We start from the raw sequence: 17,326 nt of genomic DNA, 5'->3' as shown, positions 1-17,326 counted from the left end.
GGGATGGAACAGAGGCGTCGTGACGCGTCCGCCATGCCGCCAGGTTTCGGCGCTACGTGCGCAGCCGCGCATGCGCGGCGGTGGCGATCCGCGCCAGCGCCTCTGCGCTCAGACGGGCCGCGACTTTTTCGACGTACGCGTGATGCCGCGCTTCGAGCGGCGCACCGAGTTGCCGTGCGAGCAGATAACGGATCAGCGCGATGCGGCGGTGGCGCAGCGCGATGCTTTGATCGAGCAGCGCGAGCGCGGCACTGGCATCGTGCTCATCGCACGCGCGCGCGGTGAGACGCGCGGTGGCGACCCGGGTCGACGTCATGGCGGAAGACGGGGAAGAAGAGACGGAAAAAACGGCGGCCGGGGCGCGCACACACCGGCCGCCATCGATTGGCAAAGCCCATCGTGTCCCGCTCAGGACATCAACGGCTCGGCGGCGTCGAGCATGATCCTGACGAAGTAATCCGCGAAGCTGCGGCGCACGACGATGTCGAAACTGTCGGCGCCCGTGGGCAGCAACGTGATCGACGCCTTGAAATAATGGCTCTGCGCGCACTGCCCCACGCCGAATAGTTTCGGATGCAGATCGAGCGGGCAGCCGCGCGCGAGCACGTCGCGCGTCCGGGTGCCCTTGATTTCGAGTACCGTATAGCCGCTGCCGACATCGACCGCCGAGGCGAACACGCCCGCGAAAGCCGCGCCGAGCAACGCCAGCAACGGCGCCGTGCGCGTCGCATCATGCGCGGCCTCCGAACGCACGAGCCATTCGTCCGGGCCGAGCCACAGCATGTCGTAGCCGTTGCCGCGCGCGACGGTGTTTGCCTTCTCCGGCGGCTTGCAGCCAATCACCTGTTCCACCGCACGGATGAACGCCGCGTCGCGCATATCGCCGCGCACGTTGACGAGTTCGAGAAACGGCCGCTCGCCGAGCCGGAACGCGGCAGTCGCGTTGGCCTGATGCTGTTTCAGCAGGCCATCCACACCGACCAGCGGCGACTCCTGCCACGCGCCGTTCTGCCGCCCGACCGTACGGTCCACGATCGATACCGTTCCGCCTGTTTCATTCCACATGTTGACGTGCTCCTTCGCTGTCGTAGAACACCGGACTCGCGATTTTCGCCGCGATCTGTTTGCCGCTCGCGAGCGGAATCGTGACCGTCGTGCCGATCTTGTCGAGGCCGCCGTTGACCACCGCCATCGCGATCGAGCGCTGCAGAATCGGGCTGTAATAGCTCGACGTGACATGCCCCAGCATCGGCGCGGTATCGCCCTGGAACGGACCAGCGACGATCTGCGAGCCCTCGGGTATCACGAACGACGCATCCTCCGATAGCAGCCCGACCAGTTGCTTGCGGCCCGCCTTCGCGGTGTCCGAGCGGGAGAGCGAGCGCTTGCCGAGAAAGTCTTTCGACTTCGCAACGAGCCCGCCCATGCCGAGGTCGTGCGGCGTCATCGAACCGTCCGTGTCCTGGCCGACGATGATGTAACCCTTCTCCGCGCGCAGCACGTGCATCGTCTCGGTGCCGTACGGCGTGATGCTGAACTCCTCGCCCGCGGCCATCAACGCTTCCCATACCGCGCGTCCGACGTTGGCCGGCACGTTGACTTCATAGGCGAGTTCGCCCGAGAAGCTGATGCGCATCACGCGCGCCGCCGCACCGGCGACCGTGCCTTCGCGATACGTCATGAACGGGAACGCCGCGTTCGCGAAGTCAATGTCGTCGCAAACCTTTTGCAGCACCTTGCGGCTCTGCGGTCCGACCACCGCGAAGGTAGCCCAGTGATCGGTGACCGACGCGAGCCGCACGCGCAGGTCGGGCCATTCGGTTTGCAGCCAGCGTTCGAGCCACGTGAGCACACGCGCCGCGCCGCCGGTGGTGGTCGTCATCATGTAGTGCTGATCGGCGAGGCGCACGGTCACGCCGTCGTCGAAGATCATGCCGTTCTCGTCGAGCATCAGGCCGTAGCGGCATTTGCCGACTTCGAGCTTGGTCCACGGGTTCGTGTACACCCAGTTCAGCAGCTTCGCGGAGTCCGGGCCCTGAATGTCGATCTTGCCGAGCGTCGACGCATCGAGAATGCCGACGCTCGTGCGCACCGCGAGCGATTCCCGCGCAACCGCCGCGTGCAGGTCCTCGCCTTTCTTCGGGTAGAACCACGGCCGCTTCCAGTTACCGACGTCTTCGAACGCCGCGCCGTGTTCGACGTGCCATTCATGAATCGCGGTCTTGCGCACCGGGTCGAGCAATTCACCCAGCTCGCGGCCGGCAAACGTGCCGAACGTGACCGGCGTGTAGTTCGGCCGGAACGTCGTGGTGCCGGTCTCGGGAATGGTCTTGCCGAGCGCCTGCGCGAGAATCGCCATGCCGTTGATGTTGCCGAGCTTGCCCTGGTCCGTGCCGAAGCCCATCGCGGTGTAGCGCTTCACGTGTTCGACCGATTCGAAGCCTTCGCGCGCGGCGAGGAAGATGTCGGCGGCCGAGACGTCGTTCTGGAAATCGACGAACTGCTTGGGCCCGCGCGTGGCCAGCTCGCGTCCGCCGACGAGCCACAGCGGCTCCAGCTTCGTTTCGCTCAGCTCGGCGACCTGCACCGGCTTGGGCCGCGCGACGATGTGCCCGACTGCGCGCGCCGCTTCGACGCCGGCATCGACCGCGAAACGGATGCCCTGGCCGAGCGTGAAGTCGCCCGCGCAGGCGCCGACGCTGGTCTCCGGCTGGACCGCCTTGCCCGGCACGAAGCAGGCCTTGTCGTCATGCCAATGGGCCTTGCCGCCCGACTGCGCGAACAGATGCAGCACCGGGCTCCAGCCGCCCGACATCGCGAGCAGATCGCACGGCAGTTGGCCCTGTTGCGCCGTGATCTGCCCTTTCGCATACGACGCGAGCGACACCGACGCGACGCGCAGCTTGCCATGCGCCGCCGTGACGACCGTGCCGTTCAGCACCTTGATGCCGTGGCGGCGCGCGAGCGCGGGCAGCGTGCCCTTCGATTCACCGGCGCGCGGATCGATCACGCTCACCTGCGCGCCGGCCGCTTTCAGGTCGAGCGCGCATTGATAGCCGTCGTCGTTGTTGGTGAACACGACCGCGTTGCGACCCGGCAGCACCGCATAGCGATGCAGATAGGTCGATACCGCCGACGCGAGCATCACGCCAGGCAGATCGTTATTGCCGAACACGATCGGCCGTTCATGCGCGCCGGTCGCGAGAATCACGCGTTTCGCGCGGATCTTCCACAGCAGTTCGCGCGTGCCCTTGCGTTGCGACACGGGCAGATGATCGGTCAGGCGCTGCGTGACCGTGACGAGGTTGTGGTCCTGATAGCCGAACGCTGTGCTGCGGCTCAGGATCTTCACGTCGGGCAACTGCCGCAATTCGTCTTCGATTTTCTGCACCCACTGCAGCGCGGGCTTGCCGTCGATCTCCGCGCCACACGACAACAGCGTGCCGCCGAGTTCCGGCTGATCGTCGACGAGCGTCACGCGCGCGCCGGACAACGCCGCCGCGTGCGCGGCCGCGAGCCCGGTCGGGCCGCCGCCGACCACCAGCACGTCGCAATGCGCGAAGCACTTGTCGTAGCGGTCCGCGTCGCGCTGTTTCGGCGCGGTGCCGAGGCCGGCCGCGTCGCGGATCGCTTCCTCGTACTTCGGCCAGAGTTTGCGCGGCCACATGAAGGTCTTGTAGTAGAAGCCCGCCGGAATGAAGCGCGCGATCTTCTGGTTGATCGCCATGCGGTCCTTCTCGATGCTCGGCTTCGCGTTCACGCTGCTCGCGACGAGCCCCTGGTACAGCTCGACCTCGGTGGCCCGCGCGTTGGGCACCGTGTAGGCGCCGGTCTCCAGCTGCACGACCGCGTTCGGCTCCTCGACACCCGCGGTCACGATGCCGCGCGGCCGATGATATTTCCAACTGCGCGCGACGAAGTGCATGCCGTTCGCGAGCAATGCGGACGCGAGCGTATCGCCCTGATAGCCCTGGTATTCGACGCCGTTGAACGTGAAGCTCAGCGCGATCGCGCGGTTGATGCGGCCGCCGGTTGGGAGTCGGTCTTTCTGGCTCATGATGCTTTGCCCTCTTGTGCCTTTGCCTGTACGTTGGCTGCCCGTGGATCGCTACTGTCTAACGCCAGCAACGGACGCTCGAACGTCTGATAACCCTGGAACGCATAGCTGACGGTGTCGCGCTGCGCCTTGAACCAGCGGCGGCAGCCCTGCGTGTGGAACCATTGCTCGCGATGCACGCCGCGCGGGTTCTTGCGCATGAACAGGTAATCGCCCCATTCCTTGTCGGTCAGCGATTCGGTGTCGAGCGGGCGGGCGATGTCCGCCTCGCCGCCGCAGGAGAATTCGGTTTCGGCGCGGGGACCGCACCACGGGCATTCGATCAGCAACATCTGTGTCTCCTCGTCGACTAGTGGGCCACGGCGGCAGCGCCGTGCTCATCGATCAGATGACCGGTATAGAACCGGTCCAGCGAAAACGGCGCGTTTAACGGATGCGGTTCGTCCTTCGCGATCGTGTGCGCAAAGACCCATCCCGAACCGGGCGTCGCCTTGAAGCCGCCCGTCCCCCAGCCGCAGTTGAAGTACAGCCCCTTCACATCGGTCTTGCTGATGATCGGGCACGCGTCCGGCGACACATCGACGATGCCGCCCCACTGCCGGTTCATCCGCACGCGAGAAAACACCGGGAACATTTCGACGATCGCCTCGAGCGTGCCCTCGATGATGTGGAAGCTGCCGCGCTGCCCAAACCCGGTGTACTGATCGACGCCCGCGCCGATTACCAGATCCCCCTTGTCGGACTGGCTGATGTACGCGTGGACCGCGTTCGACATCACGACCGTGTTGACCACCGGCTTGATCGGCTCCGACACCAGCGCCTGCAACGGATGGCTTTCGAGCGGCAAGCGCACGCCGGCCATGTCGGCGAGCGTCGACGTGTTGCCGGCCGTGACCACCGCGACCTTCTTCGCCTTGATGAAGCCCTTGGTCGTGTCGACGCCCGTCACCTGGCTGCCGTTACGGCGAATGCCGACCACCTGGCAGTTCTGCACGATATCGACGCCGGCCTGATCCGCGCCGCGCGCGAAGCCCCAGGCCACCGCATCGTGCCGGGCCACGCCGCCGCGCCGCTGGATCGATGCGCCGAGCACCGGGTAGCGGCTGTTCAGATTGATGGTCGGTTCGAGTTCCTTGATCTGCGCGGGCGTGAGAAATTCGGCGTCCACACCATTCAGCCGGTTCGCGTTGACGCGGCGTTCGGTGTCGCGCACGTCCTGCAGCGTATGCGCGAGATTCATCACGCCACGCTGGCTGAACATCACGTTGTAGTTCAGATCCTGCGAGAGCCCTTCCCACAGCTTCATCGCCTTCTCGTAGAGCCCGGCGGATTCGTCCCACAGATAGTTCGAGCGCACGATCGTCGTATTGCGCGCGGTGTTGCCGCCGCCGATCCAGCCCTTCTCGAGCACCGCGACGTTGCGCACGCCGTGTTCCTTCGCGAGGTAGTACGCGGTCGCGAGACCATGCCCGCCACCGCCGACGATCACGACGTCATACTCACGTTTAGGCTCGGGGCTGCGCCATTGCCGCTCCCAGTTCTCGTGATACGACATCCCGTTGCGCAGCAGGCTGAATATCGAATAGCGGCTCATCGTGGGTCCTTTGCGGTTTTGCAGATACGGTATAGCGGTAGCGGTTCAACACTCGATGACGTTCACGGCCAGCCCGCCGCGCGACGTCTCCTTGTATTTCGTCTTCATGTCGGCGCCGGTTTCGCGCATCGTGCGGATCACGCTGTCGAGCGACACCACGTGCTTGCCGTCGCCCTTCATCGCGAGGCGCGCCGCGTTGATCGCCTTGATCGCGCCCATCGCGTTGCGCTCGATGCACGGAATCTGCACGAGCCCGCCGACCGGGTCGCAGGTCATGCCGAGGTTGTGTTCCATGCCGATTTCGGCGGCGTTCTCGACCTGCGCGGGCGTGCCGCCCATCACTGCCGCGAGCGCCGCGGCAGCCATCGAGCAGGCCACGCCCACTTCGCCCTGGCAGCCCACTTCGGCGCCGGAGATCGACGCGGTTTCCTTGTAAATGATGCCGATCGCAGCGGCGGTCAGCAGGAAGTCGACGATGCCGGCGTCGTTCGCCGCATGCATGAACTTCACGTAGTAGTGCAGCACCGCTGGGATCACGCCGGCCGCGCCGTTGGTCGGCGCGGTGACGACCCGGCCGCCCGCGGCGTTTTCCTCGTTGACGGCCATCGCGTACAGGTTGACCCAGTCGAGCATCGACAGCGGGTCGCGCAGCGATTCCTCCGAGCGTGCGCGCAAGCGCTCGCACAGTTCGGCCGCGCGGCGCTTCACGTGCATCGGGCCGGGCAGTTCGCCGCGCACCTTGCCGCCGCGTTCGACACACGCGGCCATCGTGCGCCAGATTGCCAGCAGGCCCTCGCGCACTTCGTGTTCGGGCCGGGTCGCGCATTCGTTGCGCAACGTCACTTCAGCGATCGACAGGCCGCTTTCGCGGCACACGCGCATCAGATCGTCGCCGGTGCGAAACGGATACGGCACCTCGGCGGTCGCGCGGCGTCCATTCACGCGATCGCCGTCGCGATTGACGACGAAGCCGCCGCCAATCGAGAAATACTCTTTCTCGACCAGCAACTGGCCGTTCTCGTCGAAGGCCTGAAAGCGCATGCCGTTCGGATGCACGACACCCGAGCCCGGTGCGCCCGGCATCAGCTTGCGGTAGAAGCCGACATGCTCGCGCTCGTCGAACGCGACTGGATGCTTGCCGAGCAGCACGAGCTGCCTGGTCTCGCGAATCGTCCGCAGCCTCGGCTCGATCAGGTCGGGGTCGATCTGGTCGGGCAGATTGCCTTCGAGGCCGAGCAGCACCGCCTTATCGGTGCCGTGGCCCTTGCCGGTCGCGCCGAGCGAGCCGAACAGCTCGGCTCTGACGCGCCGCACGAAGCCGAGCAGATTCGCGTCCTCGACATGCGATGCGAAGCGGCATGCGGCGATCATCGGCCCAACCGTGTGTGAGCTCGATGGACCGATGCCGATCTTGAACAGATCGAAGACGCTGACGTTCATGGCTTGCCTTGTGCGTTGTGTCTTGCGAGTTGCGATGGCCGGAAGCGCTTCGACTCGACTGATGCGCCCGGATGGAAAGTGCGTCTATTGCACCGCACGGCAGGCCCGATCGATAGAATAAAAACGGCATCGCAATGGGATGGCGTCGTCAAATGACCCGCCACGCGGGCCTCCCGGCGGATTTGCGATGACTTGCGACGCATTCGCGAAAGGCGACCCGACGCCGGCAGGCAATGCTGAAGGTCCGTGGTGCTATGCTTGCCTACAGCCTTTTCGGTCAACGTTCGTTCCTCTTTCGCAGCTCTGATCACCGACCCGCCGCGCGCATGAATTCCGCTGAAACGCTTGCCCCTTCCTCACTCGACACCGCCGCGAAGCAGCGCATCCGCTTCGGCATCATCCTGCTGCCGAACTTCACGCTGACCGCGTTTTCGGGTTTCGTCGATCTGCTGCGCCTGTCGGCCGACGAAGGCGACTTCAGCAAGCCGGTGCGCTGCTCGTGGAGCGTGATCGGGGAAACCCTTGCTCCGGTGCGCGCGAGTTGCGGCATCCAGATCACGCCGTGGGAAACCTTCGAGACCGCCGAAAAGTTCGACTATGTGGTGGTGGTCGGCGGACTGCTGCACTCGGGGCCCGCCGCGAGCGAGGCGACGCTCGCGTTCATCCGCCGCGCCGCCGCGCGCGACGCGACGCTGGTCGGCATGTGCACCGGCGTGTTCTCGCTGATGCGAGCGGGCGTGCTCGACGGCCACCGGATCTGCGTGAGCTGGTTTCACTACTGGGATTTCATCGAGCGCTTTCCGTCGGTCGACGAACAGATGCTGGTCGCCGACCGGCTGTTCGTGATCGACCGGCGGCGCATCACGTGTTCGGGCGGGCGCGCGTCGATCGACGTCGCCGCCGCGATCCTGCTGCGGCACTTCGAAACCGCGACGGTGCAGAAGGCGCTGCGCATCCTGCTCGTCGACGACCTGCAGAAAGGCAACGCGCCGCAGCCGCATCCGCCTGGTCTTGCGCCGGCCTCGCATCCGAAGGTCAAGCGCGCGATCCTGCTGATGGAGCAGCACGTGGGCCGCGCGCTGTCGCTCGACGAACTGGCGGGCAAGCTCGATCTGTCGCCGCGTCAATTGGAACGGCTGTTCAAGGCGCAGACCGGCAAGGCGCCGCAGGCCTACGCGAAGCAGGTGCGTCTGCGCACCGCCGCGTGGCTGCTGACGAGTTCGGACAAGACCGTCGCCGATATCGCGTCGAGTTGCGGCTTCTCGGACGCGTCGCACCTGGGACGGGAATTTCGCAAACAGTTCGGCGTGCCGCCGATGATGTATCGCGAGCAGCGCGGCACGGCTGAGCAAGTCGACGACGGCTCGTGCTACGACGAAACCTTTCCGGGCCGCGCGCAGGCGATCTGAATTGACGCGGCGTGCGCTACTCCGGCATGCGCCGCTCTACGCTCGGCGCATGCCCGAACTGCGCGCGGTACGCCTTGCTGAAATGACACGGCGAATGAAAACCGCACACCGCGGTCACGCGCGCGATCGATGCATCGGTATTGCGCAGCAGATCGCGCGCGCGGCGCAGCCGCAGGCTCAGGTAGTAATGCGTCGGCGACACGTTCAGGAACAGCTTGAACATCCGCTGCAAATGGCGCTGCGACAGGTTCACGAGCCGCGCGAGTTCATCGAGCGATAGCGGCTCCTCGATGTTCGCTTCCATCAGCCGCACCACTTCGATCAGTTCGGCGCGCGACAGGCCGACCCGCGCATCGACCGGAATATGCTGGCAATCGGTCGAACCGCGAATCCGCTCGACGATGAACTGCTCGGACACCTGCGCGGCCACCGCGGGCCCGAGCCGCATGCCCACCAGATGCAGCATCAGATCGAGCGGCGCGGTGCCGCCTGTGCAGGTGAGCCGGTCGCGGTCGATCACGAACAGCTCGTCGTCGAAGTGCACATGCGGATAGCGCTGGTGCAACGGCGACATGTCCTCCCAATGCACGGTCGCCCGATAGCCGTCGAGCAGCCCGGCCGCGAGCAGCGCATACGGGCCCGTGCAGATGCCGCCGAGCGGCACGCGGTGCGCGGCCGCCTCGCGCAGTTGCGTGATCACCGCGTCGTTCACATACTCGCGCACGAGCCAGCCCGCGCATACGAACAGCAGGTCCGGCATGCCGGCCTCGGCGAGCGTGGTGGTCGGCTTCACCGTGATGCCGTTGCTCGCGCGCGCCGGCTCGCCATCCGGTGTGACTACCGACCACCGGTAGTGCTGCGCGCGGCCCACGTAGTTCGCCATGCGCAGCACCTCGACCGCGCTGGTGAACGCGATCATCGAGAAGTTCGGCAACGTCAGGAAGCCGACGTGCGCGACGGCTGACAGCCGCGCATTGGCTTGTTCGGCGGTGGCGATTGCGTCGCGCTTCATGGACGTATCGGATCAGGCCATCAGCCGTGTTGCGCCGCCGGCTCGCGGCGCACTTTCAGCGCCTGGCGCAATCCGGCGAACAGCGGTGCGCGTGCCTTGCCCGGCGCCCGGCCGAAGCTTTCGGTGATGCGGTCCAGAATGATCGCCAGCATCACGACCGACATGCCGCTTTCGAAGCCGAGCCCGATATCGAGCCGCTGGATGCTCGCGAGCACGTCGTTGCCGAGACCGCCCGCGCCGACCATCGACGCGATGATTACCATCGACAGCGCCATCATGATGGTCTGGTTCACGCCGGTCATGATCGACGGCAACGCGTTCGGAAATTGCACCTTGTAGAGCAGCTGCCACGGCGTGCAGCCGAACGCCTGCCCCGCTTCGACGATTTCATGATTGACGTGCTTGATGCCGAGCGCGGTCAGACGCACCGCGGGCGGCATCGCGAAGATCACCGTCGACAGGATGCCGGGCACGCGGCCGAGGCCGAACAGCATCGCAGCCGGAATCAGGTAGACGAACGCGGGCATCGTCTGCATCAGATCGAGGACGGGGCGCACGATCATTTCGACGGTGCGGCTCTTCGCCATCCAGATGCCGAGCGGTACGCCGAGCACGAGACTGATCACCGTCGACGACAGCGTGAGGCCGAGCGTGATCACCATCTGATCCCAGAAGCCGGTGCCGTAGATCAACAGCAGCGCGGCCAGTGTGAACAACGCGAAGCGCCAGCCGACGCGCCACAAGCCGATGCCGACGAAGAACGCCATCAGCGCCCACATCGGCACGGCCTGCAAACCGTGCTCGACGGCCGCGGCGAAACTCTCGATGACCTTGCCGATCGTGTCGAAGGTCTTCGCATCATGATCGAGCAGGTAGTGAACGCCGTGATCGACCCAGGCGCCAAGCGGAATGATTTCAGACATGGGAACCTCGATGATGCGTGAGAACGCTCAGCACGTTCGTCTTGTTGACCGAGCCGCAGTAGGAGCCGTCCGCTTCGACGACCGGCAGCGGCGCGCGGCTCGCCACCACGCGCTCGACCACGTCGTTGAGCGGCGTGCTGCGATGGATGCATTCGATCTGGTTGAGCTGCGGCGACACGCTGCCCGTCGCATCGCGGCACACGAAGCCGCGTATCCTGCGCTCGCTGTCGAGCACGAACGCGTAGTCGGCGCTGCCGTTCAGCGTCGCGGCGACGCTCGACGCGTCGATCTGCGGCGCGTGCATCAGCGGCACGTCGTCGGTTTGCATCAGATCGCCGGCCGTCAGATAGCGGCTCGTGTCGATGCCTTCGAAGAATGCGCGCACGTAGTCGTCGGCCGGGTTCTTGATGATTTCCTGCGGCGTGCCGATCTGCACGACGCGCCCGCCTTCCATGATCGCGATGCGCGTGCCGATGCGCATCGCCTCCTCCAGATCGTGCGATACGAACAGGATCGTGCGCTGCTGCTCGCGCTGCAGATCGAGCAGCACGTTCTGCATTTCCTTGCGCTTGAGCGGATCGAGCGCGGAGAACGCCTCGTCCATGATCATCAGCGACGGGTTGACCGTGAGCGCCCGCGCGAGCCCGACGCGCTGCTGCATGCCGCCCGACAGCTCGGCGGGCAGCTTCTGCGCGAACGGCGCGAGGCCGACCTGTTCGAGCACCGCCAGCGCCCGCGCCTCGCGCTGCTTGCGGCCGACGCCCGCGACCTCGAGGCCGAACGCCGCGTTGGCCAGCACGGTGCGCTGCGGCATCAGCGCGAAGGACTGGAACACCATGCTCATGTCCTTGCGGCGCAGCGCCGTCAGCTCGGCGCGCGGCACGCTCGCGACATCGCGGCCGTCGATCAGCACCTTGCCGGCGCTGGGGTCGACGAGCCGATTGATCAGGCGAATCAGCGTCGACTTGCCGGAGCCTGACAGGCCCATCAGCACGAAGATTTCGCCCTCGCGAACCTCGAACGACGCGTTGTGCACGCCGACGATCTGACCGGTGCGGGCAAACACCTCCTCTTTGGTGGCGCCGCTGGCCAGCATTGCGAGCGCCTGTTTCGGGTTGGTGCCGAACACCTTGCACAGCCCTTCGACCACGACCTTGGGGGAATTCATCGAATGCTCTCCTCGCTTGCGGACGTCGCCCGCGCTGTGCCTACATAGTTGCTAGAAAAAAGTGCGGCTAGCCGACTATTTCCGACAAGCACATGAGGAAATGCGACACCCGGCCGCGCCGCGAGCGCTCGACGCGGCGACGAAAGCCTTGTGGCAGAAGGGATTGGCGCCGGGTGGCCGGCGCGCGGAGGATGTCGCGACAGAGCAAGCGGTGCTCCCGGACGGCAGCGAGCGCGACACGGTGCCCGCGGGTTGAACCGCTCAGGAGATCGACACGCCCAGCAAACGTCCGACGCCGAACGTAAATCCCGCCGCGAACAGCCCGATGATGATCTGGCGCATCGCCGAAAATCCCGCGCTGCGGCCGTTGAACAGCGACGTGAACACGCCGATCGACGCGAGCGCCAGCATGCTCAGCACGACACACTGCACGATCGCGCTGACGCCGTGCGACCACAGAAAAGGCATCACCGGAAAAATCGCGCCCAGCGAGAACAGACAGAACGACACGCCCGCCGCCGACCACGGGTTGCCGCCCAGTTCCGCCGGATCGAGACCGAGTTCCTCGCGCGTGAGGGTGTCGAGCGCCTTGTCCTTGTCGCGCATCATCTGCGCGGCCACGCGTTTCGCCTCGTTCGCGTCGAGCCCCTTCGCGCGATAGATCAGCGCGAGCTCGTGCTCCTCCGCTTCGGGCTGCTCTTCGATCTCCTCGGCTTCCTTGGCGATCTGGGTGCTCGCGAGTTCGCGCGCATTGGTGACCGACAGCCATTCGCCGAGCGCCATCGAACAGGCACCGGCGATCAGCCCGGCGAGGCCGGTCAACAGGATCGCCTGGTTGCCGGTGCCCGCGCCGGCGACGCCCATGATCAGGCAGAAGTTCGACACGAGGCCATCGTTCGCGCCGAGCACGGCCGCGCGCAGATCGTTGCCCGACGCGGCGCCCTTGTGCCACGACTCGGCTGCGGCGATGCGCGCGCCGGGCGACAGGTCGGGGTTGCTGGTGCTGGCGAGCGTCTGCACGACCGCCGCGTGGTGATGCTCATCGGCCGACATGTGGCCTGCGTCGCCTTGACCTCGATATTTGTTGCGGTCCGCGTATTCGGCGGCGGCAAGAGTAGGCAGCACGAAGTCCGCGCCGCACACGCGCACGAGCCCCTTCATCAAACGCGTTTTGATAGCATGACCGCGGCCTTTCGGTTCGATGCCGTTGGCTCGGAGCTTGTCGGCCCACACTTGCGCGTGACTGTGTTCGGATTGCGCGAGATCCTGATAGATCTGCTTGCGGGTCTCGTCTTTCTCGACGCGCGCGAGCGTCTCATACAGGGCGGCGCTGTGCAGTTCGTCGGAGAGGTTCGCCTTGTAGCGTTTCACTTCATGCTTCGTTGCCATGATCACGTTCCCCGCGGATCGCGTTGCTGACGGCAAAGCCTAACCGAAGCCGCCCGGCGTCTCGTCGGCGCTGAATACCGCGCCGGGCGTGGGCTTGTCCGTTACTGGCTGGCCGGCGCACCGACGCCGGCCTTTTTCTGCGCCGCCTGCAGCTTGTCCGGATAGTTCGGATCGTTCTGCGCCGGCTGGTAGCCCGCGTCTTCGAGTTTCTTCAGCTCGGCGTTCTTTTTCGCGCGAGCCTGTTTGCGCGCTGCCTTGCGCTCGGCCTTCGTTGGCTTCGGGGTGGTTGTCGTCGCGCCTTCCTGGGCCGCGGCATCCGTCGAGCCCTGAGCGAGCGCGAGCGGAATGGTGCCGGCCATCAGTGCGACGGCCGAAACCCCAAGCATGATTCGTTTGATGGCGAAGCTCTTCATAACTGAGATCCCTTGGTTGATTGGTAATAACGTACGAGTCCGTCTGCGAATCGTGAAGCACCACAGCGGGTCGCGCAGCCTGGACGCGAACCCGTCAGGGAAGCTTACAGGCAAATGGCGGGATGCGCGCTGTAAGGGTCGGCGGGCGCGTTCGTCGCTTCGTCACGAACCGCTCTGCTACCCGATCCATCACAGTGATCTCCGGCATTGGGCGATCAGACATTCATTCGTGATGCGGTCTTTTGGCAAGACCGCCCCGTCAGGAGTATCGTTTAACCGCGCCGGAAGCGCCGAAACCACCACTCCTCTACAAGACAGGCACTTCCCAGAGCTCAGACCAGCTCGACAAAAGCGCGACGTTTCTAACATGCAACGAAGCGACATCAACTTATCGAGGATGGTGAAACCGTGAAAACACTCAATCTTTTGAAGGTGCTCGGTATTGCATTGTGCGTGGCAACGGCATCCAGCGCCTACGCGCAGGCAAGCGACGCGCAGGCGCCTGCCGCCACGGCAGCCGCGCCGGCCACGACCACCCAATCGACGCGTGCGGCGGATCGCAAGCTCGGCCGCGACGTGCGGCGCGCGCTCTCGAGAGCGCAGGGCTTCAACGTGTCGAATGTGTTCGTGCGGGCGCGCGGCGGCGCAGTGACGTTGACCGGCTCGGTGCCTGAGAGCGGCATGATCCAGCAGGCTGCCGACGTGGCGAAAGGCGTGCCAGGCGTGACCTCGGTGACCAACAAGCTCACCCTGAATTTCCCGTCCCGCGGAGGTGGTTGAAGCTGAGCGTCGGCATTCGACTCGCAAACGGGAGCGCCGCGAACCTGCGATGCATGCGGCGTCTCCCGCTAATCCCCGGTCGTCGTCCTGCTATCTGGACTGCTGGGCACGATCCGGCACAGCTCAGCGCCGCACCAAGCCCACCACATATCTGCACACCTGAGTGCCAGCATTGAAGAACTCGCAGTCGACCGGCGCACCGAGTTGCAGGCAGTCCCCCGCTTCCAGCTGGTACGTCAGCGAGCCCTCGCGAAACGTCAGCACCCCTTGCGTGACCCAGATCTGCTGATGCTGAAACGCGAACGCATCCGACGGATAAGGCACCCTCACCCCGATCGGCAATTCGATTTCGAGCAGCTCCAGCACGCCGCCGGTGGGCGGTGAAATACGCCGCCGCGTATAGCCGGTTTCGGGGTCTTCCCACAGCGACTGGTCCGCATGACGCACGAGCCGCTCGCCGGTCTGCTCGGCGAGCGCGAGCAATGTCGACAGCGTGAGCCCGAACGCGCCCGACAGACGCCCGAGCACCGTCGCGGTCGGACTCGCCTCGCCACGCTCGATCTTGCTGATCATCGCCTTCGACACACCCGAGCGCTCGGCCAGTTCGGCGAGCGACCAGTTGCGCGCCTCGCGCTCGGTCTTTACGCGCGCGGAGATCGCCTGGGTCAGATCGATTGCGGAAGTTTCGGACATGGAAGGGGCGTCGGTGCGGAGGTGGGGGTACGGGCATAGCCGATCATCGTGGCGTGACAGCGCCCATTGACGAGTTCGTTGCCGCCGGCGGCCGAGATAGTTGCCTTCAGTTCCGTTAACTCGATCCGCTCGGTCATTGCTTCAATCCGTCGTCCTTGCGGTCTTCATCTTTGGCATCCCGGCACGCAGCAGGCAGTTGTTTGAGTAGCTCCGGTAGCGCCGTTTGCACGGTGTCCCACACCACATCAAGGTTGATATCGAAGTATCCGTGGGCGATGCGGTTGCGCATCCCGCGCATGCTGCGCCACGGCACTTCGGGGTGCGCCTGAGCGAAGTCCGCATAGCGGTCCATTACTTTCGTGGGGGCCTCGCCAAGGATGATGAGGCTCATGACGACGGCCCGCTGGGTGCGCTTGTCTACAAGGAACTGATCCTTGGCCTGCCCCTTCACGAAGCTGCAAGCATCAGTGGCGGCCTGCTGCATGTGGTCGAGGTAGTCCGGCAAGCGGTTCTCGTTCATACCGGCTGCGCCTCCGCTAGCACCTTGGCCCGGGACTTCTGCGGCAGGTCGGCCGGGGTCAGCAGATCGACGTGGACGCCGAGTAGCGCTTCCAGTTCATCCTGCAACCCCCCAAGGTCGAACAGCGTCGCCCCGGGCAGCGCATCGACCAGCAGATCGAGGTCGCTGCCGTCCCGGTCGGTGCCATGCAGCACCGAGCCGAACACGCGCGGGTTCGCTGCGCGGAAGCGGCTCGTCGCTTCGCGCACTACGCTGCGCTTCATCTCGAGTACAACGGACGGTCGCATGGGCATCCTTTCTTGTCGAAACTCATCGAGACGATAAGCGATTGAGTCGAGACTCGCAACGCCTTCACCTGCGCCATGCCGGTTGCTTTGGAGGGCTGGCTGCCCCCGCAGGCAGCCAACGATGTCTTGCATAGTGATTTTTCGTCCACTATATTAAACGAAATCCATCGTCCGAACCGCTCACCAGCCGGAACACACCATGCCGAAGCAAATCGTACTCAACGCGTTCGACATGAACTGCGTAGGTCACATCCAGCAAGGGCTGTGGACCCATCCGCGCGATCAGTCCACGCGCTACACGGACCTGCAGTACTGGACCGACTATGCGCAAAAGCTCGAAGCGGGCCTGTTCGACGGCATCTTTTTCGCGGACGTGGTCGGCGTCTACGATGTCTACGGCGGCAACCCCGATGCCGCGATCCGCGGTGCCGTGCAGGTGCCGGTCAACGATCCGACGCTGCTGATTCCGGCGATGGCCGCGGTCACGCGGCATCTGTCGTTCGGCGTCACGTCGAATCTATCGGTCGAGCAGCCGTTTCTGTTCGCGCGCCGCATGTCCACGCTCGATCATCTGACGCGCGGCCGGGTCGGCTGGAATATCGTGACCGGCTATCTGGACAGCGCGTCGCGCGCGATCGGCTTGACCGGTCAGATGGCACACGACGACCGCTATGATCTCGCCGACGAGTACATGGAGCTCGTCTACAAGCTGTGGGAATGCAGCTGGGAGGACGACGCGATGCTGCGCGACAAGGCGCACGGCGTCTACGCGGACCCGTCGAAGGTCCACGTCATCCACCACCACGGCAAGCAATACCGCGTCGATGCGATGCATCTCGCCGAGCCGTCGCCGCAGCGCACCCCCGTGCTGTATCAGGCCGGCTCGTCCGCGCGCGGCAAACAGTTCGCGGCGGCACACGCGGAGTGCGTGTTCGTCAACGGGCAGGCGAAGCCGGCGGTCAAGTCGATCGTCGACGACCTTCGCGCGCACGCGGTCGCCGGCGGCCGCCGCGCCGACGACATCAAGGTGCTGCTCGGCCAGACCGTCATCACGGGCCGCACCGATCAGGAAGCGCAGGAGAAATTCGACGAGTACCGCCGCTATGTAAGCTCGGAGGCGGCGCTGGTGCACGCGGCCGCATCGCTTGGGATCGACTTCGCGCGTTACGACATCGACGAGCCGATCGAAACCGGCAAGAGCCAGGCGATCGTGTCGAACGTCGAAGCGATGACGCGCGCGGCCGGTCCGCAATGGACGAGGCGCAAGCTGCTCGAACAGATGGTGCTCGGCAGCCGCCAGCAGCCGCTCGTCGGCTCGGCCGAGAAAATCGCCAGCGAGCTGATCACATGGACCGAGGAAGCCGGCGTCGATGGCTTCAATCTGTCGCGCACCGTCGTGCCCGAGTGCTTCGACGATTTCATCGAACTGGTCGTGCCGCTGCTGCAGGAACGTGGCGCGTATAAGCGCGCGTACCGCGACGGCACGCTGCGCGAAAAACTGTTCGGCCATGCGCGGCTGCCCGAGACTCACACCGCGGCGCGCTTCCGATCGCCGGCTTGCGCGGCGGCACCGGCCGACGAGGCTCGCGGCTGACGCGATCACCGTTGTCTTAGCGAACCCCGACTTCCAGCAGAGGCCTT

Annotated in this window: 19 protein-coding genes; 4 read left to right on the top strand and 15 right to left on the bottom strand. The window is 65.4% G+C overall.

Annotated elements, in window-relative coordinates:
* Positions 1-52: 52 nt before the first annotated feature.
* The 6 genes from G5S42_RS05665 to G5S42_RS05640 form a co-directional block, all read right to left on the bottom strand.
* On the bottom strand, positions 53-316 hold the full coding sequence (locus G5S42_RS05665) for a hypothetical protein (RefSeq protein WP_176105894.1): 264 nt from the start codon (positions 314-316) through the stop codon (positions 53-55).
* A gap of 92 nt (positions 317-408) precedes the next feature.
* A complete protein-coding gene (locus G5S42_RS05660) occupies positions 409-1,065 on the bottom strand; it encodes a sarcosine oxidase subunit gamma (RefSeq protein WP_176105893.1) in 657 nt (218 codons plus the stop codon).
* A complete protein-coding gene (locus tag G5S42_RS05655) occupies positions 1,055-4,057 on the bottom strand; it encodes a sarcosine oxidase subunit alpha family protein (protein ID WP_176105892.1) in 3,003 nt (1,000 codons plus the stop codon). Before G5S42_RS05655 ends, G5S42_RS05660 begins: the two co-directional genes overlap by 11 nt.
* Complete coding sequence (locus G5S42_RS05650) at positions 4,054-4,389, bottom strand: sarcosine oxidase subunit delta (protein WP_176105891.1); 336 nt, start codon at positions 4,387-4,389, stop codon at positions 4,054-4,056. The genes G5S42_RS05655 and G5S42_RS05650 overlap by 4 nt, the downstream gene beginning before the upstream one ends.
* Positions 4,390-4,406: 17 nt before the next feature.
* Positions 4,407-5,651 carry a sarcosine oxidase subunit beta family protein gene (locus tag G5S42_RS05645; protein ID WP_013091654.1) on the bottom strand — a complete coding sequence of 415 codons (1,245 nt, stop codon included), beginning with the start codon at positions 5,649-5,651 and terminating at the stop codon, positions 4,407-4,409.
* 45 nt (positions 5,652-5,696) lie between these two features.
* Complete coding sequence (locus tag G5S42_RS05640) at positions 5,697-7,091, bottom strand: L-serine ammonia-lyase (RefSeq protein WP_176105890.1); 1,395 nt, start codon at positions 7,089-7,091, stop codon at positions 5,697-5,699.
* Positions 7,092-7,417: 326 nt separating this feature from the next.
* On the opposite strand from G5S42_RS05640, the gene G5S42_RS05635 reads away from it, so the two are divergent.
* The gene (locus G5S42_RS05635; protein ID WP_176105889.1) at positions 7,418-8,500 is read left to right on the top strand and encodes a GlxA family transcriptional regulator; all 1,083 of its coding nucleotides are present in this window, start codon (positions 7,418-7,420) and stop codon (positions 8,498-8,500) included.
* Between the two features lie 16 nt (positions 8,501-8,516).
* Here the strand turns inward: G5S42_RS05635 and G5S42_RS05630 are convergent, their stop codons facing one another.
* The 3 genes from G5S42_RS05630 to G5S42_RS05620 are packed head-to-tail and all read right to left on the bottom strand — an operon-like array spanning position 8,517 to position 11,603.
* Positions 8,517-9,512 (bottom strand): GlxA family transcriptional regulator, encoded by a 996-nt coding sequence (locus G5S42_RS05630; RefSeq protein ID WP_176105888.1) that lies wholly within the window; start codon positions 9,510-9,512, stop codon positions 8,517-8,519.
* Positions 9,513-9,532: 20 nt separating this feature from the next.
* On the bottom strand, positions 9,533-10,435 hold the full coding sequence (gene choW / locus G5S42_RS05625) for a choline ABC transporter permease subunit (RefSeq protein ID WP_176105887.1): 903 nt from the start codon (positions 10,433-10,435) through the stop codon (positions 9,533-9,535).
* Positions 10,428-11,603, bottom strand: coding sequence for a quaternary amine ABC transporter ATP-binding protein (locus G5S42_RS05620; protein WP_176105886.1), 1,176 nt, complete (start codon positions 11,601-11,603; stop codon positions 10,428-10,430). Before G5S42_RS05620 ends, choW begins: the two co-directional genes overlap by 8 nt.
* Positions 11,604-11,703: 100 nt before the next feature.
* Between G5S42_RS05620 and G5S42_RS05615 the strand changes: the two genes are divergently transcribed.
* Complete coding sequence (locus G5S42_RS05615; protein ID WP_176105885.1) at positions 11,704-11,859, top strand: hypothetical protein; 156 nt, start codon at positions 11,704-11,706, stop codon at positions 11,857-11,859.
* A gap of 5 nt (positions 11,860-11,864) precedes the next feature.
* Here the strand turns inward: G5S42_RS05615 and G5S42_RS05610 are convergent, their stop codons facing one another.
* Complete coding sequence (locus tag G5S42_RS05610) at positions 11,865-12,992, bottom strand: VIT1/CCC1 transporter family protein (protein ID WP_176105884.1); 1,128 nt, start codon at positions 12,990-12,992, stop codon at positions 11,865-11,867.
* A 101-nt stretch (positions 12,993-13,093) separates the two neighbouring features.
* On the bottom strand, positions 13,094-13,405 hold the full coding sequence (locus G5S42_RS05605) for a DUF4148 domain-containing protein (RefSeq protein ID WP_176105883.1): 312 nt from the start codon (positions 13,403-13,405) through the stop codon (positions 13,094-13,096).
* A 408-nt stretch (positions 13,406-13,813) separates the two neighbouring features.
* Here G5S42_RS05605 and G5S42_RS05600 point away from each other — a divergent pair, with 408 nt between their 5' ends.
* Positions 13,814-14,185 (top strand): BON domain-containing protein, encoded by a 372-nt coding sequence (locus G5S42_RS05600; protein ID WP_176105882.1) that lies wholly within the window; start codon positions 13,814-13,816, stop codon positions 14,183-14,185.
* A gap of 123 nt (positions 14,186-14,308) precedes the next feature.
* Here the strand turns inward: G5S42_RS05600 and G5S42_RS05595 are convergent, their stop codons facing one another.
* From G5S42_RS05595 to G5S42_RS05580, 4 genes are read right to left on the bottom strand one after another with little or no spacing between them, the layout of a single operon-like run.
* Positions 14,309-14,878: a helix-turn-helix domain-containing protein gene (locus G5S42_RS05595; protein ID WP_176105881.1), complete on the bottom strand. Its 570-nt coding sequence runs from the start codon at positions 14,876-14,878 to the stop codon at positions 14,309-14,311.
* On the bottom strand, positions 14,851-15,015 hold the full coding sequence (locus G5S42_RS05590; RefSeq protein ID WP_176105880.1) for a hypothetical protein: 165 nt from the start codon (positions 15,013-15,015) through the stop codon (positions 14,851-14,853). Before G5S42_RS05590 ends, G5S42_RS05595 begins: the two co-directional genes overlap by 28 nt.
* The gene (locus G5S42_RS05585) at positions 15,012-15,398 is read right to left on the bottom strand and encodes a HepT-like ribonuclease domain-containing protein (RefSeq protein WP_176105879.1); all 387 of its coding nucleotides are present in this window, start codon (positions 15,396-15,398) and stop codon (positions 15,012-15,014) included. The genes G5S42_RS05590 and G5S42_RS05585 overlap by 4 nt, the downstream gene beginning before the upstream one ends.
* Positions 15,395-15,685 carry a nucleotidyltransferase family protein gene (locus G5S42_RS05580; RefSeq protein WP_176105878.1) on the bottom strand — a complete coding sequence of 97 codons (291 nt, stop codon included), beginning with the start codon at positions 15,683-15,685 and terminating at the stop codon, positions 15,395-15,397. The genes G5S42_RS05585 and G5S42_RS05580 overlap by 4 nt, the downstream gene beginning before the upstream one ends.
* 199 nt (positions 15,686-15,884) lie before the next feature.
* Here G5S42_RS05580 and G5S42_RS05575 point away from each other — a divergent pair, with 199 nt between their 5' ends.
* The gene (locus tag G5S42_RS05575; protein WP_176105877.1) at positions 15,885-17,279 is read left to right on the top strand and encodes an LLM class flavin-dependent oxidoreductase; all 1,395 of its coding nucleotides are present in this window, start codon (positions 15,885-15,887) and stop codon (positions 17,277-17,279) included.
* Positions 17,280-17,326 lie beyond the last annotated feature (47 nt).

Source organism: Paraburkholderia youngii, assembly GCF_013366925.1.
Taxonomy (GTDB): domain Bacteria; phylum Pseudomonadota; class Gammaproteobacteria; order Burkholderiales; family Burkholderiaceae; genus Paraburkholderia; species Paraburkholderia youngii.
Note: the sequence above shows the minus strand (reverse complement) of the source record. Positions and strands in the feature narration are given on the sequence as shown.

Bases quoted from the DNA above. Each gene is read 5' to 3' on its own strand.
- G5S42_RS05640 (WP_176105890.1), bottom strand. From the start codon at position 7,091: ATGAACGTCAGCGTCTTCGATCTGTTCAAGATCGGCATCGGTCCATCG.
- G5S42_RS05655 (WP_176105892.1), bottom strand. From the start codon at position 4,057: ATGAGCCAGAAAGACCGACTCCCAACCGGCGGCCGCATCAACCGCGCG.
- G5S42_RS05605 (WP_176105883.1), bottom strand. From the start codon at position 13,405: ATGAAGAGCTTCGCCATCAAACGAATCATGCTTGGGGTTTCGGCCGTC.
- G5S42_RS05665 (WP_176105894.1), bottom strand. From the start codon at position 316: ATGACGTCGACCCGGGTCGCCACCGCGCGTCTCACCGCGCGCGCGTGC.
- G5S42_RS05630 (WP_176105888.1), bottom strand. From the start codon at position 9,512: ATGAAGCGCGACGCAATCGCCACCGCCGAACAAGCCAATGCGCGGCTG.
- G5S42_RS05595 (WP_176105881.1), bottom strand. From the start codon at position 14,878: ATGTCCGAAACTTCCGCAATCGATCTGACCCAGGCGATCTCCGCGCGC.
- G5S42_RS05635 (WP_176105889.1), top strand. From the start codon at position 7,418: ATGAATTCCGCTGAAACGCTTGCCCCTTCCTCACTCGACACCGCCGCG.
- G5S42_RS05575 (WP_176105877.1), top strand. From the start codon at position 15,885: ATGCCGAAGCAAATCGTACTCAACGCGTTCGACATGAACTGCGTAGGT.
- G5S42_RS05620 (WP_176105886.1), bottom strand. From the start codon at position 11,603: ATGAATTCCCCCAAGGTCGTGGTCGAAGGGCTGTGCAAGGTGTTCGGC.
- G5S42_RS05580 (WP_176105878.1), bottom strand. From the start codon at position 15,685: ATGCGACCGTCCGTTGTACTCGAGATGAAGCGCAGCGTAGTGCGCGAA.
- G5S42_RS05585 (WP_176105879.1), bottom strand. From the start codon at position 15,398: ATGAACGAGAACCGCTTGCCGGACTACCTCGACCACATGCAGCAGGCC.
- G5S42_RS05615 (WP_176105885.1), top strand. From the start codon at position 11,704: ATGCGACACCCGGCCGCGCCGCGAGCGCTCGACGCGGCGACGAAAGCC.
- G5S42_RS05610 (WP_176105884.1), bottom strand. From the start codon at position 12,992: ATGGCAACGAAGCATGAAGTGAAACGCTACAAGGCGAACCTCTCCGAC.
- G5S42_RS05590 (WP_176105880.1), bottom strand. From the start codon at position 15,015: ATGACCGAGCGGATCGAGTTAACGGAACTGAAGGCAACTATCTCGGCC.
- choW (WP_176105887.1), bottom strand. From the start codon at position 10,435: ATGTCTGAAATCATTCCGCTTGGCGCCTGGGTCGATCACGGCGTTCAC.
- G5S42_RS05660 (WP_176105893.1), bottom strand. From the start codon at position 1,065: ATGTGGAATGAAACAGGCGGAACGGTATCGATCGTGGACCGTACGGTC.
- G5S42_RS05650 (WP_176105891.1), bottom strand. From the start codon at position 4,389: ATGTTGCTGATCGAATGCCCGTGGTGCGGTCCCCGCGCCGAAACCGAA.
- G5S42_RS05645 (WP_013091654.1), bottom strand. From the start codon at position 5,651: ATGAGCCGCTATTCGATATTCAGCCTGCTGCGCAACGGGATGTCGTAT.